A 22,111-nucleotide genomic window follows, 5' to 3' on the forward strand; every position below is an offset into this window, starting at 1 on the left:
TTCTTCAGGAATGTTCCGTCTGCTCATTTCTCACCTCAGTTGGAGAATTATCCCCTTTAGAGGTGTCCAGGTTCATTGAACCACTACAGTGCCGCCCCGCACAGGGGCAACGCTAATAGACCACTAACAAATCAAGGAAAGGCACCAAAGCCAGATCAGGGAAAGGCCAACGCCCTACGAGCACTGACAAAAGCGCCGCGCAGCCAATCCTCCGCCTGAAAGGGCAAAAAACCTAAATCCCGCGCCGTCAGGCAATCCCCCGCCTGAAAGGCAAAAACCAGAGATAGCCCTCAATAACCCTTCTTTTCGACCCATCGCGCCGCAGGCAAATCAACAACAATCACCATCACCAGCACTAAAGGCAAGCAAAGCAAACCTCATGGCAACCACGACCGCAAACCAGCAAGCCGCGCCCGCTTCCCCGGGCCCCTTGAAGCGCATCATCCTGATCGTCCTCATCGCGATCATCGCCGCAGGCGCTGCCGGCGCGGGTGTGTGGTTCTTCATGTCCAAACGCACCCCGGCCCCCGCGTCAGCGACAACCGCCGCCGCACCGGCGCCGCTCCCCGTGCCGCTCTTCTTCCCGCTCGAATCGATGACAGTCAACCTGCAATCGGACGACGGCCAGCAACACTTCCTGCGGATCGGCCTGACGCTCAAGCTCAACGACCCGAAAACCCAGCAGGAACTCTCCGACCATATGCCGGAAGTGCGTAGCCGCATCCTCCTCGCACTGTCGAACAAACATCCGGAAGAACTCGCACCGCTCGAAGGCAAACGCGCTCTCGCCACCGAACTCCAGACGCTGATCGAAGAGCCGACCGATAAGGGCGCCGCGCCGATCCACGTCCAGGACGTGCTGTTCACCGAATTCGTCGTGCAGTGACGTTATTTAGCGCTGCCATCATTAACCGCTTCGGGACGCACGAGGAATAAGGAATGGGCCACGAAGAGTTCATGTCCCAGGAGGAGGTCGATGCCCTCCTCAAGGGCGTCACCGGCGAGTCCGACTCGGAAACCGAGCAGACCGACCGTGCGGGTGTACGCCCGTACAACATCGCGACGCAGGAACGCATCGTCCGCGGCCGGATGCCCGGCCTCGAAATCATCAACGACCGCTTCGCGCGTCTGTTGCGCGTCGGTATCTTCAACTTCATGCGGCGCTCGGCGGAAATTTCCGTCGGCCCGGTGAAAGTGCAGAAGTACAGCGAGTTCACCCGCAACCTGCCGATCCCGACCAACCTGAACCTGGTCCACGTGAAGCCGTTGCGCGGCACGTCGCTGTTCGTGTTCGACCCGAACCTGGTGTTCTTCGTGGTCGACAACCTGTTCGGCGGCGACGGGCGTTTCCATACCCGCGTCGAAGGCCGTGATTTCACGGCAACCGAGCAGCGCATCATCATGAAGCTGCTCAACCTCACGTTCGAGCACTACGCGGCGTCGTGGAAAAGCGTGCGTCCGCTGCAGTTCGAATTCGTGCGCTCGGAAATGCATACGCAGTTCGCCAACGTGGCGACGCCGAACGAAATCGTCATCGTCACGCAGTTCTCGATCGAGTTCGGCACGACGGGCGGCACGCTGCACATCTGCATGCCGTATTCGATGATCGAGCCGATCCGCGACATTCTCTCGTCGCCGATCCAGGGCGAGGCGCTCGAAGTCGACCGCCGCTGGGTCCGCGTGCTGTCGCAACAGGTGCAGGCAGCAGAAGTGGAACTGACCGCCGACCTGGCCCAGGTACCGGTCACGTTCGAACAGATCCTGAACATGCGCAAGGGCGATGTTCTGCCGATCAACATCCCCGAACACATCACGGCGAAAGTCGACGGTGTGCCGGTGATGGAGTGCGGCTACGGAATTTTCAATGGTCAGTACGCGTTGCGGGTCCAGAAAATGATCAGCGCAGCCGACACGATGAAGGATGGTGGATATGAGTGACCTGAACGCAAAGACTGAGGCCGAACTGGCCGCTGGCGAGCCGCAACTGGCCGCCGACGCAACCAGCGCCGAAGACGAAGCGGCGATGGCCGACTGGGCCAGCGCGCTGGCCGAGCAGAACGACAACACGGAAGTCAGCGCGACCACGGCCGGCGTGTTCCAGCCGCTCTCGAAGGTCGAACCGACCTCGACGCGCAACGACATCGACATGATCCTGGACATCCCCGTCCAGATGACCGTCGAACTCGGCCGCACCAAGATCGCGATCCGCAACCTGCTGCAACTCGCGCAGGGCTCAGTCGTGGAACTGGACGGCATGGCAGGTGAACCGATGGACGTGCTGGTCAACGGCTGCCTGATCGCCCAGGGCGAAGTGGTGGTCGTGAACGACAAGTTCGGCATCCGTCTGACCGACATCATCACGCCGTCCGAACGTATCCGGAAGCTGAATCGATGAAACGCGTTGCCGGTCGCGCCATGCTGCATGCGTCGCGCAATGTTCTCAATCGCGCTGTGCTCGCAGCACTGGCAACGACGGCAGCGGCCACCCCGGCGCTGATGTTCGCAGTGACCTCGGTGGCGACACTCGCCCCTTCAGCCGCCCACGCGGCCGACATGAACGCGGTCAACAACGCCGCGAAAATCGCCTCGGGTGTGGGAGCTGGTACAGCCGTTCCGGCGCTCGGCGTCGGCGCGGTGCTGCAAACCATCGTCGGCCTGCTGGTCGTGATCGGCCTGGTGTTCGCCTGTGCATGGCTCGCGCGCCGCTTCGGCTTGCAGCCGGCCAATCGCGGCGGCCTCGTGAAAACGATCGGCGGCGCCTCGCTCGGCGGCAAGGAGCGGGTCGCGGTGGTGGAGATCGGCGATACGTGGCTCGTGCTCGGCACGGCCCCCGGCAATGTGCGTCTGCTGCACACCATGCCCGCCGGTTCGGCCGCGCTCGATCCGGTCGCAGGCACGCAACCCGGCGCATCGGACGCATCGAGTAAAGGCTCAGCACTGCCCGGCACCTTCGGCCAACGCTTTCGCGATGCTTTAAAAGGCGAAGTGGGCAAACGTTTCAACGGGCAAGGCAACGGGGATCGGTAATGCAGTTCAGTCTTCTATCAGCGCACCCCGTGCAATCAGCACATCAAACGCACGCCACTCGCATGTCCCGCGCCGCCTCGAAAGTCATTCCCGTCCTGCGCCGCGTCGCGCCAGTCGTGTTGCCGGCGCTGATGCTCGCGCTGCCGACGCTGTCGTTCGCGCAAACCGCCGGCTTGCCGGCCTTCAATACGAGCCCGGGTCCGAATGGCGGTACGACGTATTCGCTGAGCGTGCAGACGATGCTGCTGCTCACGATGCTGTCGTTCCTGCCGGCGATGGTGCTGATGATGACGAGCTTCACGCGCATCATCATCGTGTTGTCGCTGCTGCGTCAGGCGCTCGGCACCACCACCACGCCGCCTAACCAGGTGCTGGTCGGTCTCGCGCTGTTCCTCACGCTGTTCGTGATGTCGCCGGTACTCGACAAGGCCTATAACGACGGCTACAAACCTTTCTCCGAAGGCTCGATGCCGATGGAGACCGCAGTCAGCCGCGGCTTGGCGCCGTTCAAGACCTTCATGCTGCGCCAGACCCGCGAAAGCGATCTCGCCCTGTTCGCCCGCATCTCGCATGCAGCGCCCATGCAAGGCCCGGAAGACGTGCCGCTGTCGCTGCTGGTGCCGTCGTTCGTGACGAGCGAACTGAAAACGGGCTTCCAGATCGGCTTCACGATTTTCATCCCGTTCCTCATCATCGACATGGTGGTGGCGAGCGTGCTGATGTCGATGGGGATGATGATGGTGTCGCCCGCCACCATCTCGCTACCGTTCAAGCTGATGCTGTTCGTGCTGGTCGACGGTTGGCAACTGCTGCTCGGCTCGCTCGCGCAGAGCTTTGTTTAACGGGCTCACTCAATTCTTCTCGCTTCCGGTACTACGCCATGAATCAGGAATCCGTCATGACGCTCGCGCACCAGGCCATGTATGTCGGCCTGTTGCTTGCCGCGCCGTTGCTGCTGGTCGCGCTGGTGGTCGGTCTGGTGGTGAGCCTGTTCCAGGCCGCCACGCAGATCAACGAAACCACGCTGTCGTTCATTCCGAAGCTGCTCGCGATCGCCGTCACGATGGTGATCGCCGGTCCGTGGATGTTGACGACCATGCTTGACTATCTGCGCCAGACGCTCACCAACATCCCGTCGCTCGTCAACTGAGCGCGGCCCCGGCCTCAGCTCGGCGCCTGCCCCCTTCCCCACTGCCATGTTTTCCGTCACCTACGCCCAACTGAACGTCTGGCTCACGGCGTTCCTGTGGCCGTTCGTGCGGATTCTCGCGCTGGTGGCGACCGCACCGGTGCTCGGCAACCGCTCGCTGCCCACGCGCGTGAAGATCGGCCTCGCGGCCTTCATCACGATCATCGTCGCGCCCACGCTCGGCGCGCTACCGCAGGTCACCGTGTTTTCCGCCGAAGGCGTGTGGATCATCGTCAATCAGTTCCTGATCGGCATCGCGCTCGGCATGACGATGCAGATCGTGTTCATGGCAATCAGCGCCACCGGCGATTTCGTCGGCCTCGGCATGGGTCTCGGCTTCGCGACATTCTTCGATGCGCAGGCCAGCAGTTCGAGCCAGGTGCTGTCGAGCTACATGAACACCATCGCAATGCTGGTATTTCTGGTGATCGACGGCCATCTGCAAATGATCAGCGCGCTCCTGACCACGTTCCAGTCCGTGCCGGTGTCGGCGAACATTCTGGGCGCGCCCGGCTGGCGCACGCTGGCGAATTTCGGCAGCACGGTGTTTTCGGCGGGCCTGTTGCTGTCGCTGCCGGTGGTCGTCGCGCTCCTGATCACTAATATCTCGCTCGGCATCCTGAACCGCGCCGCACCGCAAATCGGCGTATTCCAGATCGGCTTTCCGCTGACGATGCTGATCGGCATGCTGCTCCTGCAACTGATGATCCCGAACATGATTCCGTTTTTCATGCGCCTGTTCGACGTCGGCCTCGATCAGATGGGGCGCGTGGCGGCGGGGTTGAAGTAGCGCAGCCTACCCAAAACGAAGAAGGGCGGAACCGGCTCACGCCGGCTTCCGCCCTTCTTCGTTTCAGACTGCTCGCTTAATTCAGGTACTGGAACAGCGAGACGCTCTGAATCTTCACAAACGCCTGCTGCGCCGCTTGCAACGCGTTCTGCGTCATCGTGTACTGGCCGATCGTCTTGGCCATGTCGGTCTGCGTCAGATCCGCGAGGTTGCTCGACGTCTGCAATGTGTTGGTTTGCGTGACCGTCTGCAATGCCTGCACTTCCTGCTCGCGGCCACCTACTGCCGCCTGCGCGGTCACGACGTTGTTCATCGTGTTTTCGAGCTGGGTCATGCTGGTGGTCAGCGCGCTCTGGTAGCTCGCCGTCGAAGCGCCGCCCGACACCGGCGTTTGCAATGTGGTGATCAACTGGCTCAGGTTGGCGAACACATCCGTGCTGCCTTGCGTGGCCGGCGTCACCGTGAAGCTGTCGCCCGCGTTCGGCGCGCCGGTGATGTTCACCGTCTGGCCGCCGAGCGTAATCGCCGAGCCGGCCGTGAACGCTTGCGGCGTGCCCGTGGTCACCGTACCGGTCGGCGTGGTCTGGGTCACCGTGTAGGTAGTCGCCGACGAGAAGTTGATCTTGTACGTATCCGCATTGGCCGGATTGGTCGGGTTCGTCAGGCTCACCGTGCTGATCACGCCGGTGCCCGTATTGCCGGTCGTCGCCGCCGGCACGGAGCTGGTGCCGATCGCCGCCACGCTGCCGAAGATCGCAATCCCGTTGTCACCCGTCTGAATGGTGTGCGAGGACGTGATCTGCATGCTCGGCGTGCCGGTATCGCCCGAATAGGCCACGACGCCGGCCGAGTTGGTGGTGTACGGCTGCGCGGTGCTTTGATATCCGCCGAACAGGGCGTTGCCCTGCGGGTCGGTCGCATTGGCGAGCGTCATCAACTGGCTGCGCAAGCTCTGCAATTGCGTCGCGATCGAGCCACGGTCGCCGTCGTTCAGCGAACCGTCGCCAGCACGCAGCACCAGTGTGTGAATGCTCTGCAACACGGTGTTGACGCTGCCGAGCGTCGAATCTTCCTGCTGCAGCGACGCGAGCGCCGTGCTCTGGTTGGTCGTGTACTGCGACAGGCTCGTCGCCGTCGAGCTCAACAGCACTGCCTGCGCCGCGCCGAGCGGATTGTCCGACGGCGTGGAGAGGCTCACACCGCTCGAGATCTCTTGATACAACTGCGACAACTGAGCTTGCTGATCGCTCATCGTCGCCACGTTCATATTGAAGTACTGCGTACTGGAGATGCGCATGTTCAACGCCTCACTGGAAGATGCCAAGTATCGTCTGGAACAGGGTCTGCGCAGTCTGGATGACTTTGCTGTTCGCCTGATAGAGCTGCTGATACTGAAGCAGGTTGGCTGCTTCTTCGTTGATGTTCACGCCCGAGACCGACTGCTGCGCGGTGGTGATCTGCGTCACCAGCGAGGTCTGCGCCGTGCTCGAGGTCTGAATCTGGTTGGTCTGGTTGCCGACCTGGTTGACGTAGTTCGCATACGCGCCCGTCAGCGTGACCGTGCCGCCGGCCAAAGCCTTCGCCGAGGACAGGTTCGACAGCGCCAGCGCATTGCGGCCGTCGTTGTTCGCGCCGGTATTCGGGCCGATGGTGAACGTGTCGCCGCTAGCCGGTGCGCCGCTGATCGTCACCGTCACGCCGTTCATGCTGCCGGCTGTCGCGTTGTTGATCGTCAGCGTCGCGCCGGTGGTCGCCGAATACGGAATGACGGGCGTCGTGGCGGTGTTGTAGGTGGTGGTGGTCGGCGGCGTGCCGGCCGTCACCGTTACCGTCGAGTTCGCCGGGAAGCCGGTCAGGCCCGTGCCGTTGTACGACAGCGTAGTGGTCGCATTCGGCATCGTGTAGCCGGCCGTCACCGTGCCTTGCGTGATCGTGCCCGTGCCGGTATTGCTCGCCGTTGCGGTACCGAGTACCGGTGCGGCAGCGGCGATCGCCGAAGGATCCGTGGTCGCGGTGTTGAAGCTGTTCAGCGCCCCACGGGTCGGTTCGACCGTGAACGAATCGCCGGGGTTCATCGTGCCGGTGGTCGAGAAATTCAGGCCGTTGATCGGCTGGCTCAGATTGGTCGCCGAGCCCACCACCGCGCCGCTCGAATTGTCGGTCAGCGTGTAGGTGGTGCCGTTATAGGCCAGCGTGTAATCGCCGGTGGTCGGCTGCGCGGAATTCGCGAACGAGACGCTCAGCGACGCGTTGCCGGTGTTCTGCGTATTCGCGTAGACGGTCGGGCTGCCTACCGAGAACAGCGCGCCGCCCTGGGCGCCGGCAAGCGTAATGCCGAGGCTGTTCTGCGCGTTGACCTGCGAAGCGAAGCTCACCGCAATCGCGCCGAGCTGCGCTTCGGCCGGATCGAGCGTCTGGCTGCGGAATGCGAGCAGGCCACCGAGTGTGCCGCCCGTGACTTTGCTGTCAGGCAGATCTTGCGGCGCGGCGGCCGGGTTCGCACCGGCGAGGCCGAGATACTGCACCGACAGTTCGCTGGTGTCGCCAGTCGAAGGCGCGGTGCCCAGGTTGTAGCTGTTGGTGGACGACACGAGCGGCTGGCCGTTGCCCATGAACACGCTATAGCTGCCGTTGCTGTTCACGACGTTCACGCCGATCAGTTGCGACAGGTTCGACACAGCCTGATCGCGTTGATCCATCAGCTGGTTCGGCGGTTGACCTTGCGAGCTGGCGGCGGCGATCTGCCCGTTCAGCTGGGCGATCTGCTGCGTGTAGCTGTTGATCTGCGAAACGGTGTTGCTGAGCTGCGTGTTGACGCTCTGGCGCAGCGAGTCGTATTGCTGACCCGCGGCATTGATCTGGTTCGCGAGCGTCTGCGCGCCGCTCATCGCGGTCTGGCGGGTGGCCAGACTCGAGGCGTTGTTCGAGACGTTTTGCAGACCGGTGAAATAGCTGGTGATCGCGCTCGCAATGCCGGCAGTCGGGCTGCCGATCAGATTGTTCAGCTGCGAGATCATCGTGTTGTACGCCGACAGCGAGCTGCCCGAGCTCTGCGCATTGTTCAGCTCAGTGGTCAGGTACTGGCTGTACTGGCGCGTCACGGTGACGGTCGAGACGCCCTGCGGCAAAAAACCGGAACCCGTGTATTGGCCACCGGCTTCCGCATAGACCGGCGTTTCGATCGTGTAGCCCGGCGTCGACGCGTTGCTGATGTTCTGGCCGGTCGTCGTAAGTCCCCACTGGGCTGCGTTCAGTCCACTGAGTCCGAGATTGATGAGGTTGCTCGACATGCGTCATCCTGAAGGGCGACACCGACCACTTGCCGCCGCGTTACTTGAACATCCTGTTTAACGGCCCCCGCGAAGAAAAATTGAGGGCCATTCCGATGCTTGTTTCAACGTTTGCGAGGCGCGTGCAGCAAGGTTCTTGCGCCGTTCAGCGCACCAGTGAGCGGCGCTTCATTTCGAGTTGCGTAATCAGTCGTTGCAGCGTGTTTTCGGCGCTGCCCGGCAGCGTCAGAAAACGGAAGCCGAGTTGATAGCGCTGCGTGCCGTTCGGCAACGCGGTGGAACGGTGCGACACCAGTTGCAGATCGAGCGAAAGGCGGCCGAGCGAGCCGAGAAACAGTTCGCAATCCTGCAGCCGCGTGCCCATCGGCAATTCGGCCACGCGTTCGTCCGCGGTGCGCATGCCGACGCCGCCGAGCGACAGATCGTGCACTTCGAAGCGGAACGTATCGCCTTCGGGCAAACGGCCGGAGCACATATACGGATCGAGAATCGGCGCATCGACGCGGAAATACTCGCGGCGCTGCACGTAGAACAGCACTTCGGGGAAGTCGGACTCGAATGCGGGCAGTCCTTCATAGCGGGTTTCGCGCGGGGTGCCGGTGGCGAACTCGACGCGCACGCCGTCAGGCGAAGCGTGGAACTGGCAGCGCGGCGCGCCCAACAAGCCTCTGTTCTGTTCGGAGAGCGCGCCCCAATCGAAAGTGAAGGTGCGTGCGCGCACGTCGACATCGAGCAGGCGCGTCACGAGCTGACCGCCCACATATTCGACGGTTAGGAAATCGCCTCGATTGACTAGGTTGCGTAACTGAACGCCAATCTCCAGCGGATTGCGGCGGCCGAAATCGGGCGCGCTTTCATCGAGCGTGGCGTGCGACTGGCCGTGTGCGTCGGTCTGGGCGTGCGACTGGGTAGTATCCATGGGCTTGCCGGTATGCATGTTCTTGCGGGCGCGTGCCAGGGCTCCTGCCGGGGCTTTCGCGCGGTCTTCATCGAAGCCGCAGCACGCGCGTTCAACCGGACATTAAATGCTTTCCGGTATCGGGTCTAACTGATTAGCGGCAGCATTCAGCCAAAATTTAGGGCCGTGTAATGAAATATTTGCCGCAAACGTTAAACGCCGATATTCCGGCAGTGGAATCCGTGTGCATTGAATACCGGCAGCCATCACGCCGGTTATGCGGGTGGACCGGCCGCCCGTAGGCGGCCGGCCTCCTCCGTCTTGTTATGCACCTGGCCCCGTCGCGTGCATACTTTATTCAAGAAAATCAAACTGCTTAAACTCACCGGCTGCGCAGCCGAGTGCGACTGCGCACCTGCATTAACGGCAGGTCAGCCCATTTTCTGCATGATGGACATCAGCTTTTTCGCGTAATGCGGATCGGTCGCGTAACCCGCGCGTTGCATGCCGTTGGCAAAGCCATTCACGTCATGCGCGGAATTGATCACCTGAGCATAACGCGGGTTGCCCTTCAGCATGCTCGCGTAGTCGGTCATCGCTTCCTGGTACGAATCGTACGCACGGAATTTTTCGACGGTGCGCTGCGGCTTGCCGTGCACATACTCAGTCGTGACTGTCGAGACGGTCTTGCCGGTCCAGTCCTTGGTCGCCTTGATGCCGAACACGTTGTGGCTGGTCGTGCCGTCCGACTTCCTGATCTCGCTCTTGCCCCAGCCCGATTCGAGCGCGGCCTGGCCGATGATGAAGCGCGCCGGAATGCCGGTTGCCGCGCTGGCCGCTTGAGCCGACTCGGCGAGCTTGTCGACGAAGGCATCGACCTTCGGCGAACTGCCGTCGCCTCTGATCGGCGGAGTCAGCGCGCTGTTGGCCGAGTAGCCCTTGCCCATCGCCAGTTGGCCGTTGGCTTGCGCGTTGCCGTAAGCCTTCGCGAGCGCGTTCAACGCCGCGGTCTGGCCTTCGTCGCCGCCGCTGCCGCCACCAAGCGCATTGGCCATGCCGGTGAGTCCGCCGCCTGCGCCGCTCGCGCCGCCCACCTGCATGCCCTGATTGCGCATCATCTGCTTGAGCATCGCGTCGGCGACACCAATGCCCTTCTGCGACAGCTGTTGCGACAACTGCTGATCCATCATCGACGTGAAGGTGGCGCTGTCATGCGAATCGAACGGGCCATCCTGTGGCGTCGCATCGCGCATGCTCTTCAGCATCATCTGGGTGAACACCGCGTCGAACTGCTGCGCGGCCATCTTCATGCCGGCTTGCGGCGAAGCCTTGGCCTGTGCGCTCAGCTTGCCGAAGCCCTGCACGTCGAGCGCGAAGCGCTGGGTCAGGTCGTTCGCCGCATTGGCGGAGTTGGTCGTATCCGAATTCATCTGTTGTCTTCCTTAGATGATTTCCAGGTCGGCGCGCAAAGAGCCCGCCGCTTTCATGGCCTGCAGGATCGACATCAGATCCGCGGGCGTCGCACCCAGTGCGTTGAGCGCCTTCACCACATCGGCGAGATTGGCGCCGGCGGTCACCATCTTCAGTGCGCCGTTGTCCTGCTTCATCTGAATCTGCGACTGCTTGGCCACCACCGTCTGGCCGTTCGAGAATGCACCCGGCTGACTCACCACCGGCTGCGTATTGATCACCACCGAGAGATTGCCGTGCGCCACCGCGCAGGTTTGCAGCGTGACCATCTGGTTCATCACGATCGAGCCGGTGCGCGCGTTCAGGATCACCTTCGCGGCGGCCTGCGCCGGCTTGACGTCGAGGTTCTGCAATTGCGCCATGAAGGCGACCTGCTGCTCCGGATCGGACGGCGCGCGCAGTTGGATCGTGCGGCCGTCGAGCGCCATGGCGGTGCCGCTGCCGAACGCGTTGTTCACCGCGGCCACGACGCGCTGCGTGGTGTCGTAGTCCATGTCGTTCAGGTCGAGCTGCATCGTGCCCGCTTGCGATACCGAGGTCGGCACCGCGCGTTCGACGATCGCGCCGCCGGCGATGCGGCCCGCGGCCAGCGTATTCACCTGCACCTTGCTACCGTTCGCGCTCGCACCGGCGCCGCCCACCGCCAGGTTGCCCTGGCCGAGCGCATACACCTGGCCGTCGGCACCCTTGAGCGGCGTCAGCAGCAGCGTGCCGCCGCGCAGGCTCTTGGCGTTGCCGAGCGAGGAGACCGTCACGTCGATCGCTTCGCCGGGACGCGCGAACGGTGGCAGCACAGCCGTCACCATCACCGCGGCGACGTTCTTCAACTGGATGTTCGATAGCGACGACTGCTGGTTGGTCGAGCCCGCCGCCTGGTTGTTGATCGAGATGCCGAGGTTCGCCAGCATGTTGGCGAGCGTCTGCGTGGTGAACGGCGTCTGCGTGGTCTGGTCGCCCGTGCCGTCGAGACCGACGACAAGGCCGTAGCCGATCAGCGGGTTGTCGCGCACGCCCTGGATCTGCACGAGGTCCTTCAGGCGTTCGGCATGCGCGGGCGTCACCACCGGCAACGCAGCGCAGGCGAGCGCGAAGAACGCCACAGCACGGCCGAGCTGAACGAGTCGTGTGAAGCGGCTGAGGCGGCCGGAGCGGAAGGAGACGGTACGCATGATCACCACGGCGACACGTTGAGGAAGAACCGCTGCAACCAGCCCATGTTCTCGGCTTCGTTGAGATAGCCCTTCGCGGAGTATTCGATCTTTGCGTCGGCCACCTGGGTCGAGTAGACGGCGTTCAGGTTGGAGATCGTGTTCGGATTCACCACGCCGGAGAAGCGCACGAATTCATCGCCCTGGTTGATCAGCATCTGCTTTTCGCCGCTCACCATCAGGTTGCCGTTCGGCAGCACGCCGGTCACCGTCACGGTGATCGTGCCGTTGAAAGTGTTCGACGCGTTCGCGCCGCCAGTGCCCTGGAACGCGTTGCCGCCGGTTGCGCTCAGGTTGGTCTTGCCGAACAGGCCGCCGAGGAAGCCCGCGGTCGGCACGTTGAAGTTGGTGTTGCCCGAGCGATTCGCGTTGGCGCCCGACGACTTCGTCGCGTTGACGTTTTCCTGAATCACGATCGTCAGGATGTCGCCCACATTGCGCGGCCGCTGATCTTCGAACAGCGGCCGGCCCGCGTAACCCGGATTGAAGATCGAGCCCGGCGACTGTGCTTGCGGCGGCATCGGCGGAACGGCCGTCATCGGCTGCTGGGTGATCGGCTGCTTCGGCACGAGGCCGCAGCCACCCAGTGCCGTGAGCAGCGTGAGCTGCACGAGCGCCTGAGCGGTACGCGAGTGAACCGGATTACGAGTGAAGTGCGACATCTTTGATTACCGCCTGTTAATTCCCAGTCCCTGGCCTTAAACCTGCATCTGGCTGAGGGTCTGCAGCATCTGGTCGGAAGTCGTCACGGCCTTGCTGTTGATTTCGTAAGCGCGCTGCGTCTGGATCATGTTCACCAGTTCCTGCACCACATTCACGTTCGATGCTTCCACGTAACCCTGATTCAGCGTGCCGGCGCCGTTCAGGCCCGGTTGCGCGACGTTCGGCGCACCCGACGAAGCCGTTTCCGAGAACAGGTTTTCACCCTTCGCATCCAGACCGGCCGGGTTGATGAAGGTGGCGATCTGCATCGAGCCGAGCTGCTGGCTGTTGGTCGAGCCGGCGACGGTGATCGACACCACGCCGTCGCTGCCGATGGTCAGCGAGGTCGCGTTGGTCGGAATCGTGATCGCCGGAATCACCTGATAACCACTCGACGTGACGAGCTGGCCTTGCGCATTGGTCTGGAACGAACCGTCACGCGTGTAGGCGGTCGTGCCGTCGGGCATCTGCACCTGGAAAAAGCCCTGACCGTTGATGGCGACGTCTTTCGAGTTGCCGGTCTGCTGCAGGTTGCCCTGCGTGTAGAGACGTTCGGTCGCGACCTGTTGCACACCGGTGCCGAGCTGGATGCCGGACGGCAGTTCGGTGTTTTGCGTCGAGTTCGCACCCGGCTGACGGATGGTCTGATACAGCAGATCCTCGAACACCGCGCGCGAGCCCTTGAAGCCGTTGGTGCTGACGTTCGCGAGGTTGTTCGAAATCACGTCCATCTGCGACTGTTGCGCATTCATGCCGGTGGCGGCGATGTAGAGCGAGCGATTCACTATTCTTCTCCTTTGTCGACCGGAGTTGGCGCTTTAGCGCTTACTCCGGTCCCATCCCGTTAGCTAAAGCTGAGCAGCTGGTTGGCGGACTGATCGTTCTTGTCCGCGTTTTCCAGCAGCTTGGTCTGCATCTGAAACTGGCGAGCGTTGGTGATCATCGCGACCATCGCGCTGACCGGATTCACGTTGCTGCCTTCAAGCGATGCCGGCGCCAGCGTGACGGCCGGATCGGCGTCGGCGGCATTGCCGTCGGCGGTGCGAAAGAGGCCGTCGTCGCCGCGCGTCATGGTTTGCGGATCCGGATTCACCAGCTTCAGCTGATCGACCGTCACCACCGCCGTCGGCGGATCGCCCGGCGTCAGCGCGGACACCGTACCGTCCTTGCCAATGGTGATTTCCGCACCCGGCGGCACCGATACCGGACCGCCGTTGCCGAGCACCGTCTGGTTCATGGCGTTCACCAGTTGACCGTTCTCGTCGACGTGCAGATTGCCGGCGCGCGTATAAGCCTCGTTGCCGTCAGCGGTTTGCACCGCCAGCCAGCCCGGCCCCTGAATCGCCACGTCGAGCGGGTTGCCCGTCTGCTGGATCGGCCCCGGCGTGTAGTCGGCGCCCGGCGTCGACGACAGCACGAAGGTGCGCGTGGTGTCGTCGTTGATCGAACTGCCGTCGCCGAACCCCATCGGCACGGCGCGGAAAGTCGCAAGCTGCGCGCGGAAGCCGGTGGTCGAGGCGTTCGCCAGGTTGTTGGCAACGATAGCCTGCTGTTCGAGCGCTTGCGTGCTGCCCGACATCGCGGTGTAGATCAGCCGATCCATGATGGGTTAGTCCCGGTCGCTTACAGGTTAATCAGGGTCTGGTCGACGGTCTGCTGGGTCTTGATCGTCTGCGCGTTCGCCTGATAGTTGCGTTGCGCGGTGATCAGGTTCACCAGTTCGCTCGTCAGATCGACGTTCGAGTTTTCCACCGCGCCGCCCTGCAGCACGCCGTGGTTGGTCGAGCCCGGTGTGGAGATCTGCGCGACACCCGATTGCGAGGTCTGCTGGAACTCGTTGTTGCCCAGATTCACGAGGCCATTCTGGTTCGAGAAGTTCGCGAGCACGACCTGGCCGAGCGCCGCGGTTTGCTGGTTCGAGTAATTACCGGTTAACGTGCCGTCGGCGCCGATCGTGAAGCTCGTCAGCGTGCCGGCTGCGAAGCCGTCGGGCTGCAGCGAGTTCACGCCGTCCTTGCCGCCGTATTGCGTCGTGCCGGCGATGTTCAACGTCAGGCTCTGCGGCGTCGACGAACCGTCGGTGGTCGGAATGTTGAAGTTGAAGACGAACGGGGTGGTGGTGGCCGTACCGGCCGCGTTGGTCGTGCCGAGCAGCGTGCCCGACGAGTTGAAGTTCGCGTGACCGACCAGGCTCGCGGTGCCGGTCGAGGTGCCCGCGTACACGTTCCACGTGCCGGCCGAGGTCTTGGCGAAATACATGTTGACCGTTTGCGAACCGCCAAGCGAGTCATAGACCGTCGTGCTGGTCGAGTAGTTGTACGTCGACGAGCTGTTCTGGTTGAATGCCACCGGGGTCGGCGCGATCGCGTAGCTGTCGCCGGTCGCCGGCGTGCCGCTGAACGTGATGGTTTGGCCGTTGCCGAGCTGGATCGCGGTGCCTGCTGTGTACGTAGCGGAGGCGGTCGTGGTGCCGAGCGTGCTGTCGGTGACGGTGTAGGTCGTCGGGCTTGTGAAGTTGACGGTGTAGTTGTCGTTGTTCGTGCCCGACGCGGTGTTCGTGATGGTCGCGCCGGTCGTCGTGAGCGTGCCCGCGTTGGTGCCGCCGGCCGTCACGGCGGGCGTGCCGAGCATCAGCGGATCCTGCGCATTCAGGTTCAAACCGGCGACGATCTTGGTGGTGGCTTGCGGCGCGATGTTCGCGGTCGGCACGCTGAGCGGCACGGTTTGCGCGGTGTTGATGACGCCCGCGCTGTTCGCGGCGTAGCCCATCAGTTGCAGGCCTTGCGCGTTGGTGATGTTGCCGTTCTTGTCGAGCTGGAACACGCCGTTGCGCGAGTACACCAGCGAGCCGTTGTTCGACAGCTGGAAGAAGCCGTTGCCGTTGATCGCGACGTCGAGCGCCTGGTTCGTGCTGGTGATCGTGCCTTGCGAGAACTGCTGTTGCACTTCAGAGAGCTTGGTGCCGATGCCGACCTGGTTGCCCACGGCGGTCGCCACCGAATTGGCGTACATGTCGGCGAATTGCGCCGCGCCGCTCTTGAAGCCAACCGTGTTCGCGTTGGCAATGTTGTTGCCGATCACGTCGAGGTCGCTCGACGATGCGGACAAACCACTCAAACCTTGTTGGTAACCCATAACGGTCTCCGTATCTGGAAAGTCGTAACTGACAGAATCTGAATCAGAGGATGGCGGCGACGCTGGTCAGCCCCACGGTCGTGCCGTTCGACAGCACGAGGCCCGGCGTACCGCTGCTCTGCATGACGACGCTTTGCACCGTCGCGCCCGTGAGCGTCGTGGCCGTTGCCTGCTGACCGTTGATCGTGCCGACCGCGCTGATCGTGTAGCTCCCGTCGGGCAGCGTGTTGCCGGCCGAATCGGTCGGCGTCCAGCCCACCGGAATCGTGCCCGCCGACTGCTTGCCGAGGTCGATCGTGTTGACGATCGTGCCCGCCGAGTTCTTCACGACCACCTGCAGGTCGCTCACCGAGTTGGCGAGCTGCACGCCGAACGCGCCGGCCTTGCCGCTTGCAACCGACACCGAGCTGCCGGGCGCGAGCACGGTCGAGCCGATCAGCAGCGCGGCTTGCGACTGCTGGCCTGCCGACATCTGCGTAGCGAGCGAGGTGAGCGTCGTGTTCAGCTGGCTGATGCCCGACACCGTATTGATCTGCGCCAGCTGCGAGGTCATCTGCGAGCTGTCCATCGGATTGGTCGGATCCTGATTCTTCAGCTGCGCAACGAGCAGCTGCAGGAAAGTATTCTGCAGATCGGTCGCCGAGGTGCCCGACGTGCTGCCGCTGGAACTGGTCGAGCTCGAGGCGCTGCTCGTGCCGTTCATCGTATCGAGCAGCGTTTGCGACACGTTCGTGCCGCTGCTGCCGATGGTGGTGTTGGTGGTCAAGGAATTCTCCTCAGGTTCCGATCGTGAGCGTTTTCAACATCAGTGTCTTGGCGGTATTCAGGGTCTCGACGTTGGCCTGGTACGAGCGCGAGGCCGAGATCATGTTGACCATTTCCTGCACCGGGTCGACGTTAGGCAGCGTGACGTAACCGTCTGAATTAGCCGCCGGGTTGCCGGGGTCGTAGGCGGTCTTCATCGGCGTCGGGTCGTCGACCACACCGGTAACCTGCACGCCGCCGATCTGCTGGCCGGAGCCCGTGCGTGCGCCACCGATCGGGCTGACCGCGAACACGACCTGCTTGGCCTTGTACGGCTGGCCGTCCGGGCCGGTCGTGCTGTCCGCGTTGGCGAGATTCGACGCCGTCACGTTGAGCCGCTGCGACTGCGCTGACATCGCGGAGCCTGCAACACCAAAGATGTTCATTAAAGATGGCATGTTTCCTGACCTCTCCTGTGTCGACCAGAGTTCGCGCTTTAGCGCTTACTCTGGTCCCATGCAACGCAGTTGCACGGTTCGACCCGATTTCAAGTTAAATCCCGTAGCGATTTGTTCCTGCGTACTGCGTATCTGGTACTGCGCCGATCGTCGTGCCGGCTATTTACGAACCCGACTGGATTGCCGCGAGCATCGTCTTGATCTGGCCTGACAGCACCGTCATGCCCGATTCGAAGTGCAACGTGTTGTCCGCGAACTGCACGCGCTCCGTATCGATGTCGACCGTGTTGCCGTCGAGCGCGGGTTGCGTCGGAATGCGGTACTGCAGATTGCCGTAGTCGTCCGGCGTACCGCCGGTCGGCGTCAGCGTCGTCTTGCCGGACATGTGACCCGGCGCGGTCGACACCATCGACATGCCGCTCGTCACCCCTGCGGGCTGCGTCATGGCGAGCGTCGAGTTGTTCGAGGCGCCCGTGCCCGCACCGCCGCCGGTCTTCTTCAGCGCGCCGGCCAGCGACGAGGCGAAGTCGACGTCGCGCGCCTTGTACCCGGGGGTGTCGGCGTTGGCGATATTCGACGACAGCAGTTCCTGCCGGTAAGCGCGTACATCGAGCGCCTGGCGGCCAAAGGCGAATTCGGCATCGAGTTTGTCCAGCATAGAAATCTCCGGAGAACGTTCCCGAGGCTTCCCGTTTTGTGCGTCGCGTAAGGATTGCGTCGGCCGGGAAGACCTTTTTGCATGAAGTGCATCTTATGGGCCGAACGCAAGTGGCAATCGGACGAATAACCGGGAAAGGGGGCTTCTATTCAACGTTTGCGCAATGGGCCCGCTCACTAGAATGCAAGGCGTACCGATGCATTCGATGGAGAAACACGATGGACCAGCCCACCTTCGATCCGACGCGCCGCGCAAGCTGCGTGGCGGCGCATCGCGTGAGTGCGGGCCCGGTGCGGCGTGCTTCGCGTGGTGCATCCCGTCTTCTGACGCGTCTGGTTGTGAATCTCGTCGTATGGGTCGCCGGCGGCATCGTGCTGCTGCCTGCCTCGACCCAGGCCCAGCAGGCTCAGGACGCCGGTGGTCCGATCGTGATTCCAGGTCCAGGCGAAAAGAATCCGGCCGCGCTCAACGATCTGGCCGCGCAGATGGAGGCAACGCCCGCGAAACGCACGGGCTCCGCCGCGACGCTCGCCGCCGCTACCGCGCAGTCGCTGACGCCCGGGCCGGTCGCGCGCGACGCCGATCAATTCACGCGCGCCGCCAATGCGAGCGGCTCGATCGTCATTCCGGGCGCAGGCGAGCCGCCTGCCGCGCCGCAAATGATCCGTACCAGTTTCAAGCCGGACGCGAACGGAGTCGTGACGATTCCCGCGCCGGGAAGCGCCAATGCGGCCGCGGCTGCGACTAACCCGCCGGCCGGGATTGCGCGTATCAATGTGACGCCGGGCACGCGTCAGGTCGTGCCGGTTGTGGTGACGCCGGCGCTCAATGCCGGGCGGCAAACCGGCGGTGTGCAGTCGGTCGTCGCCAATGCGCCTAACGGCGTAGCCGCCAGCACGCCCGCGTCCGCATCCGGTGGCTTCGACAGTCTTGCTTCGCGCGGCGAGCCGCCGCAACTGGGCGCGAACGGCAAACCCATCGTGACCACGGCGGTAGCCGCGCCGACATCCGCGCCGATGCCGACGCCGCCGGCCACCATCGCCCGCACGCCGTCGATGCGTCAGGTGGCGCCGGCTGTCGCGCAACAGAATCTGCGGCCCGCAGCGGTGGCGCAACCCGTCCCGCTGGCCGGCCAGCAAGACTCCGAGGCGATTCGCAGTGCAGCGCTCGCCTTCCTGCAGCAGCAATCGGCGGGCTTGCCGGGCAAGGTCGAAATTACCGTCGCGCCGGCGTTTCCGCGCGGACTCGCGGCCTGCACGATGCTCGAACCTTTCATGCCCAGCGGCGCGCGCTTGTGGGGCCGCATGACCGTCGGGGTACGCTGCGCCGGCGAACGGCCCTGGACCATCTATCTGCAAGCGCGCATTTCGCTGCGCGCCACCTACTATCTGGCCGCCCGTGCAATGGCGCCAGGCGAAGTGTTCACCTCCGCCGACCTCGTCGCACGCGACGGCGACCTGACCGGTTTGCCGCAGGCGATCGTCACGGATCCGTCACAAGTAGTCGGGTCGGTGTCGCTCGTGCGCATCGCCGGCGGCATGCCGCTGCGCCGCGACATGCTGAAAAGCGCGTCGTCGGTGTCGATCGGACAAACGGTGCGAGTGGTCGCAGCGGGCGACGGTTTTGCGATTTCGGCCGAAGGCAGCGCGATGAACAACGCGTCGCCGGGCCAGCAAGTGCGGGTGAAGACGGCCAACGGCCAGATCATCTCCGGCATCGTCAAGGATGGTTCGACGGTGGAGATTCAGTTGTGAAGCGGGCCGACTGTAAGCCAGGCAACCCGTCCGCTAGCGTGGATTCACGCGCGGCGGCCGGCACGGCTGGCGCAGTGGATGTCGAACCGGTCGTGGGGCCGGATCGTCTTGAAAGACGAGGCAAAACCTGGAGCGATTGCGCTAAAGTTTTGATCAGCGCTTGCCGTTATCAAGATCAAATCGTTCAGGAAGCCCATCGTGAAAGTCGATTCCACAACCAATTCGAATCTGCCGACGTTGAAAGACGCCCTGTCGCGCTCGCAGCAAAGCGACGCGACGACCGCGAACGGCAACGCACAGACTGCGGGCACGACCTCGCAGCCCACCACCAGCGGTTCGGGCGACGCCAGCGTCAGCCTGTCGGGTCTGTCGCAGCATCTGCGCAGCCTCGCGGCGTCCGGCTCGGCCGATATCGACACGGCGCACGTCGAGTCGATCAAGGCAGCCATCAAGGACGGCTCGCTGAAGATCGATTCCAGCAAGATCGCCGACGGCGTGCTGAATACCGCGCGCGAACTGTTGCAAAGCAAAACCTCGTCGACCGGCAACTAATCGACGCATCGAAGTACGGTGAATTGCCGGGCGGCATTCGACAAACCCGGCTCGTGAATCATGCGCGAGCCGTCGTGTTCAGCGAGTTGTTGAGATGAAAGACGCCCTGCTTGCCACCCTCATCGAAGAATATTCGGCTGTCGAGGCGTTTGCCTCGATTCTGACGCTCGAGACCAAGGCGCTGACTGCCTTGTCGCCGCTGGAACTCCTGCCGCCGATCGTCGAGAAGAAAACCGAACTGATCGGCCTGCTCGCCAGGCTCGAGACCACCCGTGACACGCTGCTTACGGAAATGGGCCTTCCGGCCGGCTGGCCCGGCATGGAGCTCGCGGCCAGCGCGGATACGCGGCTCGCCGACCAATGGGCGCTGCTGCAAAAGGCCGCCGAGCGGGCGCGACGCTTCAATACGAGTAACGGTGAACTGATCCGCGTGCGGATGGACTACAACCAGCGCGCACTGACGGCGCTGCAGGTGGCCGTGCCGCAGAAGGTCGGTTTCTACGGACCGGACGGCCGGATTCCCGCGCGTCCCGCGGCCTGAAAATTTCGTTGGAGCGGTACGTTTCCCGCCGACGCACTTGAGTAGATTGCTTTGAGCAAAAGGGCTCGTCTTTGACGAGCCCTTTTTTGTTTTCCCCTTCCCGCACAGGGCGCCCAAGCCCGCCTCCAATGCGCGTTAGCCATCCGGCCAGGTAGCGCGAAATCCTCCGCCACGTTGAAATCACGGCTTCCCCCACTGGGCCCATCCGCCGTCACGCGCAGCTTTCAAGGCTGCCTTCGACGAACCAGGCGGAACGTTACCCACTAGCGAGGTTGTGTAATCGTGTGTATAGTTCGAGGAGTGCAGTATGAACAGTGCCGAGGTCGTCAAAGTAATTCAAGCGGATGGTTGGCGGCTGATCCGCATATCGGGCAGCCACCACCATTTCCGGCACGCGGTAAAAGCCGGTCTCGTGACCATCCCGCATCCGAAGAAAGATCTTCCGCCCGGCACACTGAACAGCATCTTGAAACAGGCAGGCCTGAAATGAAGAACCTGATTTTCCCGATCGCGATCGAACCCGGTGACACGCATCAAGCGTTCGGCGTGGTCGTTCCCGATATTCCGGGTTGTCATTCGGCGGGAGATTCGCTGGAAGAAGCCTACGCGAACGCGAAGGAGGCGATCGAGGCGCATCTGGATACGCTGCTCGACGAAGGGTTGCCGATTCCCGAACGGCTGACGCTGGACGAGCATCGGCGTAATCCGGACTACTCAGGTTTCACGTGGGGTTTCGTGACAACGCGGAATATTCCGGCGTTGAAGAAGGCGGTGCGTATCAACATCTCACTGCCTGAGGCACTGGTCCAGGATATTGACACCTACGCCCAGGCGCGTGGCATGTCGCGTTCAGCGTTTCTCGCGCTGGCCGCGGAGCATGAGATGGCAGACGCGTAACAGGAGAAAAGACCAGGCGGACGTTGTGCGCACCGCCGGCCAGCCATCCATCTCAGCTCAAGTCGCCTCGGCGTTCGCCCAGGCCATTTCGCGCAGGCGCGTGCGCAAGCGCGCCACGGCCTGGCTGTGCAACTGGCACACCCGCGATTCGCTGACTTCCATCACCGCGCCGATTTCGCGCAGGTTCATACCGCGCTCGTAGTACAGCGACATCAGCAGCTTCTCGCGTTCCGGCAGGCGGTCGATCGCCTCGACCAGCGCCGAGCGCAGGCTGTCGTCCAGCAGCGCCGACAGCGGGTCCGAATGATCGACGCAGTAACGGTCGAGAAACGGTTCGTCGTCCGCGGAGCGGTCGAAGTCTTCGTAGTAGATCAGCTGGCTGCCGTGCAGATCCTGGAGCATCGACTGGTACTCGTCGAGCGGCATTTGCAGATGCTCGGCGATCTCCGTTTCGCTCGCCGAGCGGCCCAGATTCTGTTCGACCTTGTGAACGGCAGATTCGACTTCGCGCGACGTGCGCCGCAAGCTGCGCGGCAGCCAGTCGTTGCTGCGCAACTCGTCGAGCATCGCGCCGCGAATCCGCTGGCTGGCGTAAGTCTCGAACTGCGCGCCCTGGTCTTCCTTGTAGCGGCTCGCCGCGTCCAGCAGTCCGATCATGCCGGCCTGGATCAGGTCGTCGAGATCGACGCTTGCCGGCATCTTGGCAACGAGCTGCAAGCCGAGGCGACGCACGAGAGGCGCGTACTTCGTCAGAACTTCGGCTTGGGAAATCTTTCCCTGAGCGTTATACATCGTGCT

The 22,111-nt window shown here is 63.1% G+C and carries 25 protein-coding genes; 12 read left to right on the forward strand and 13 right to left on the reverse strand.

The annotated features are described in order from the left end of the window. Positions 1-379: 379 nt before the first annotated feature. From fliL to fliR, 7 genes are read left to right on the forward strand one after another with little or no spacing between them, the layout of a single operon-like run. Entirely contained in the window at positions 380-886 is a 507-nt protein-coding gene (gene fliL, locus KHO30_RS29250; protein ID WP_200653292.1) for a flagellar basal body-associated protein FliL, read from the forward strand. 53 nt (positions 887-939) lie between these two features. After that, on the forward strand, positions 940-1,938 hold the full coding sequence (gene fliM / locus KHO30_RS29255; protein ID WP_093640885.1) for a flagellar motor switch protein FliM: 999 nt from the start codon (positions 940-942) through the stop codon (positions 1,936-1,938). Then, positions 1,931-2,395, forward strand: a complete 465-nt coding sequence (gene fliN, locus KHO30_RS29260) for a flagellar motor switch protein FliN (RefSeq protein ID WP_093640882.1) — start codon at positions 1,931-1,933, stop codon at positions 2,393-2,395. The genes fliM and fliN overlap by 8 nt, the downstream gene beginning before the upstream one ends. After that, positions 2,392-3,027 carry a flagellar biosynthetic protein FliO gene (fliO, locus tag KHO30_RS29265; RefSeq protein WP_093640879.1) on the forward strand — a complete coding sequence of 212 codons (636 nt, stop codon included), beginning with the start codon at positions 2,392-2,394 and terminating at the stop codon, positions 3,025-3,027. Before fliN ends, fliO begins: the two co-directional genes overlap by 4 nt. Next, on the forward strand, positions 3,027-3,869 hold the full coding sequence (gene fliP / locus KHO30_RS29270) for a flagellar type III secretion system pore protein FliP (RefSeq protein WP_093640876.1): 843 nt from the start codon (positions 3,027-3,029) through the stop codon (positions 3,867-3,869). The genes fliO and fliP overlap by 1 nt, the downstream gene beginning before the upstream one ends. Before the next feature lie 38 nt (positions 3,870-3,907). Further along, entirely contained in the window at positions 3,908-4,177 is a 270-nt protein-coding gene (gene fliQ, locus KHO30_RS29275) for a flagellar biosynthesis protein FliQ (RefSeq protein ID WP_093640874.1), read from the forward strand. Positions 4,178-4,223: 46 nt separating this feature from the next. Next, complete coding sequence (fliR, locus tag KHO30_RS29280) at positions 4,224-5,006, forward strand: flagellar biosynthetic protein FliR (protein WP_200621685.1); 783 nt, start codon at positions 4,224-4,226, stop codon at positions 5,004-5,006. A 76-nt stretch (positions 5,007-5,082) separates the two neighbouring features. Here fliR and flgL read toward each other — a convergent pair whose 3' ends face one another. The 12 genes from flgL to flgB all read right to left on the reverse strand — a co-directional run bounded on the left by flgL (position 5,083) and on the right by flgB (position 17,569). Next, positions 5,083-6,303, reverse strand: a complete 1,221-nt coding sequence (gene flgL / locus KHO30_RS29285; protein ID WP_093640868.1) for a flagellar hook-associated protein FlgL — start codon at positions 6,301-6,303, stop codon at positions 5,083-5,085. Between the two features lie 10 nt (positions 6,304-6,313). After that, the gene (flgK, locus tag KHO30_RS29290) at positions 6,314-8,296 is read right to left on the reverse strand and encodes a flagellar hook-associated protein FlgK (protein ID WP_093640865.1); all 1,983 of its coding nucleotides are present in this window, start codon (positions 8,294-8,296) and stop codon (positions 6,314-6,316) included. Positions 8,297-8,441: 145 nt separating this feature from the next. Further along, on the reverse strand, positions 8,442-9,215 hold the full coding sequence (locus KHO30_RS29295) for a flagellar brake protein (RefSeq protein WP_200653296.1): 774 nt from the start codon (positions 9,213-9,215) through the stop codon (positions 8,442-8,444). 410 nt (positions 9,216-9,625) lie between these two features. Beyond that, positions 9,626-10,624, reverse strand: coding sequence for a flagellar assembly peptidoglycan hydrolase FlgJ (gene flgJ / locus KHO30_RS29300; RefSeq protein ID WP_093640860.1), 999 nt, complete (start codon positions 10,622-10,624; stop codon positions 9,626-9,628). Between the two features lie 12 nt (positions 10,625-10,636). Further along, positions 10,637-11,833 carry a flagellar basal body P-ring protein FlgI gene (locus KHO30_RS29305; RefSeq protein ID WP_244864160.1) on the reverse strand — a complete coding sequence of 399 codons (1,197 nt, stop codon included), beginning with the start codon at positions 11,831-11,833 and terminating at the stop codon, positions 10,637-10,639. 2 nt (positions 11,834-11,835) lie between these two features. Beyond that, a complete protein-coding gene (gene flgH / locus KHO30_RS29310; RefSeq protein WP_093640857.1) occupies positions 11,836-12,534 on the reverse strand; it encodes a flagellar basal body L-ring protein FlgH in 699 nt (232 codons plus the stop codon). A 36-nt stretch (positions 12,535-12,570) separates the two neighbouring features. Then, entirely contained in the window at positions 12,571-13,359 is a 789-nt protein-coding gene (gene flgG, locus KHO30_RS29315) for a flagellar basal-body rod protein FlgG (protein ID WP_054038459.1), read from the reverse strand. 59 nt (positions 13,360-13,418) lie between these two features. Beyond that, positions 13,419-14,177: a flagellar basal-body rod protein FlgF gene (flgF, locus tag KHO30_RS29320; RefSeq protein WP_093640854.1), complete on the reverse strand. Its 759-nt coding sequence runs from the start codon at positions 14,175-14,177 to the stop codon at positions 13,419-13,421. Between the two features lie 20 nt (positions 14,178-14,197). Beyond that, complete coding sequence (locus KHO30_RS29325) at positions 14,198-15,709, reverse strand: flagellar hook protein FlgE (RefSeq protein ID WP_093640850.1); 1,512 nt, start codon at positions 15,707-15,709, stop codon at positions 14,198-14,200. A 43-nt stretch (positions 15,710-15,752) separates the two neighbouring features. Beyond that, complete coding sequence (gene flgD, locus KHO30_RS29330; protein WP_093640847.1) at positions 15,753-16,475, reverse strand: flagellar hook assembly protein FlgD; 723 nt, start codon at positions 16,473-16,475, stop codon at positions 15,753-15,755. 10 nt (positions 16,476-16,485) lie between these two features. After that, on the reverse strand, positions 16,486-16,911 hold the full coding sequence (flgC, locus tag KHO30_RS29335) for a flagellar basal body rod protein FlgC (protein WP_093640844.1): 426 nt from the start codon (positions 16,909-16,911) through the stop codon (positions 16,486-16,488). Between the two features lie 163 nt (positions 16,912-17,074). Then, positions 17,075-17,569, reverse strand: coding sequence for a flagellar basal body rod protein FlgB (gene flgB / locus KHO30_RS29340; protein ID WP_054038465.1), 495 nt, complete (start codon positions 17,567-17,569; stop codon positions 17,075-17,077). 218 nt (positions 17,570-17,787) lie between these two features. Between flgB and flgA the strand changes: the two genes are divergently transcribed. The 5 genes from flgA (at position 17,788) to KHO30_RS29365 (ending at position 21,313) form a co-directional block, all read left to right on the forward strand. Continuing rightward, positions 17,788-19,323 carry a flagellar basal body P-ring formation chaperone FlgA gene (flgA, locus tag KHO30_RS29345; RefSeq protein WP_211703066.1) on the forward strand — a complete coding sequence of 512 codons (1,536 nt, stop codon included), beginning with the start codon at positions 17,788-17,790 and terminating at the stop codon, positions 19,321-19,323. Positions 19,324-19,521: 198 nt separating this feature from the next. After that, entirely contained in the window at positions 19,522-19,875 is a 354-nt protein-coding gene (gene flgM, locus KHO30_RS29350) for a flagellar biosynthesis anti-sigma factor FlgM (RefSeq protein ID WP_093640838.1), read from the forward strand. A gap of 94 nt (positions 19,876-19,969) precedes the next feature. Further along, a complete protein-coding gene (locus KHO30_RS29355; RefSeq protein ID WP_211703067.1) occupies positions 19,970-20,416 on the forward strand; it encodes a flagella synthesis protein FlgN in 447 nt (148 codons plus the stop codon). A gap of 307 nt (positions 20,417-20,723) precedes the next feature. After that, entirely contained in the window at positions 20,724-20,906 is a 183-nt protein-coding gene (locus KHO30_RS29360; protein WP_028198502.1) for a type II toxin-antitoxin system HicA family toxin, read from the forward strand. After that, on the forward strand, positions 20,903-21,313 hold the full coding sequence (locus tag KHO30_RS29365; RefSeq protein WP_093640832.1) for a type II toxin-antitoxin system HicB family antitoxin: 411 nt from the start codon (positions 20,903-20,905) through the stop codon (positions 21,311-21,313). Before KHO30_RS29360 ends, KHO30_RS29365 begins: the two co-directional genes overlap by 4 nt. 57 nt (positions 21,314-21,370) lie before the next feature. Here KHO30_RS29365 and KHO30_RS29370 read toward each other — a convergent pair whose 3' ends face one another. Then, positions 21,371-22,105 (reverse strand): RNA polymerase sigma factor FliA, encoded by a 735-nt coding sequence (locus KHO30_RS29370; RefSeq protein WP_054038479.1) that lies wholly within the window; start codon positions 22,103-22,105, stop codon positions 21,371-21,373. Between the last annotated feature and the right edge of the window lie 6 nt (positions 22,106-22,111).

This window comes from Paraburkholderia aspalathi, assembly GCF_905220735.1.
GTDB lineage: Bacteria > Pseudomonadota > Gammaproteobacteria > Burkholderiales > Burkholderiaceae > Paraburkholderia > Paraburkholderia aspalathi.

Coding starts and splice junctions, on each gene's coding strand:
- fliL (WP_200653292.1), top strand. CDS start 380: ATGGCAACCACGACCGCAAACCAGCAAGCCGCGCCCGCTTCCCCGGGC.
- fliM (WP_093640885.1), top strand. CDS start 940: ATGGGCCACGAAGAGTTCATGTCCCAGGAGGAGGTCGATGCCCTCCTC.
- fliN (WP_093640882.1), top strand. CDS start 1,931: ATGAGTGACCTGAACGCAAAGACTGAGGCCGAACTGGCCGCTGGCGAG.
- fliO (WP_093640879.1), top strand. CDS start 2,392: ATGAAACGCGTTGCCGGTCGCGCCATGCTGCATGCGTCGCGCAATGTT.
- fliP (WP_093640876.1), top strand. CDS start 3,027: ATGCAGTTCAGTCTTCTATCAGCGCACCCCGTGCAATCAGCACATCAA.
- fliQ (WP_093640874.1), top strand. CDS start 3,908: ATGAATCAGGAATCCGTCATGACGCTCGCGCACCAGGCCATGTATGTC.
- fliR (WP_200621685.1), top strand. CDS start 4,224: ATGTTTTCCGTCACCTACGCCCAACTGAACGTCTGGCTCACGGCGTTC.
- flgL (WP_093640868.1), bottom strand. CDS start 6,303: ATGCGCATCTCCAGTACGCAGTACTTCAATATGAACGTGGCGACGATG.
- flgK (WP_093640865.1), bottom strand. CDS start 8,296: ATGTCGAGCAACCTCATCAATCTCGGACTCAGTGGACTGAACGCAGCC.
- KHO30_RS29295 (WP_200653296.1), bottom strand. CDS start 9,215: ATGGATACTACCCAGTCGCACGCCCAGACCGACGCACACGGCCAGTCG.
- flgJ (WP_093640860.1), bottom strand. CDS start 10,624: ATGAATTCGGATACGACCAACTCCGCCAATGCGGCGAACGACCTGACC.
- KHO30_RS29305 (WP_244864160.1), bottom strand. CDS start 11,833: ATGCGTACCGTCTCCTTCCGCTCCGGCCGCCTCAGCCGCTTCACACGA.
- flgH (WP_093640857.1), bottom strand. CDS start 12,534: ATGTCGCACTTCACTCGTAATCCGGTTCACTCGCGTACCGCTCAGGCG.
- flgF (WP_093640854.1), bottom strand. CDS start 14,177: ATGGATCGGCTGATCTACACCGCGATGTCGGGCAGCACGCAAGCGCTC.
- KHO30_RS29325 (WP_093640850.1), bottom strand. CDS start 15,709: ATGGGTTACCAACAAGGTTTGAGTGGTTTGTCCGCATCGTCGAGCGAC.
- flgC (WP_093640844.1), bottom strand. CDS start 16,911: ATGCCATCTTTAATGAACATCTTTGGTGTTGCAGGCTCCGCGATGTCA.
- flgB (WP_054038465.1), bottom strand. CDS start 17,569: ATGCTGGACAAACTCGATGCCGAATTCGCCTTTGGCCGCCAGGCGCTC.
- flgA (WP_211703066.1), top strand. CDS start 17,788: ATGGACCAGCCCACCTTCGATCCGACGCGCCGCGCAAGCTGCGTGGCG.
- KHO30_RS29355 (WP_211703067.1), top strand. CDS start 19,970: ATGAAAGACGCCCTGCTTGCCACCCTCATCGAAGAATATTCGGCTGTC.
- KHO30_RS29360 (WP_028198502.1), top strand. CDS start 20,724: ATGAACAGTGCCGAGGTCGTCAAAGTAATTCAAGCGGATGGTTGGCGG.
- KHO30_RS29365 (WP_093640832.1), top strand. CDS start 20,903: ATGAAGAACCTGATTTTCCCGATCGCGATCGAACCCGGTGACACGCAT.
- KHO30_RS29370 (WP_054038479.1), bottom strand. CDS start 22,105: ATGTATAACGCTCAGGGAAAGATTTCCCAAGCCGAAGTTCTGACGAAG.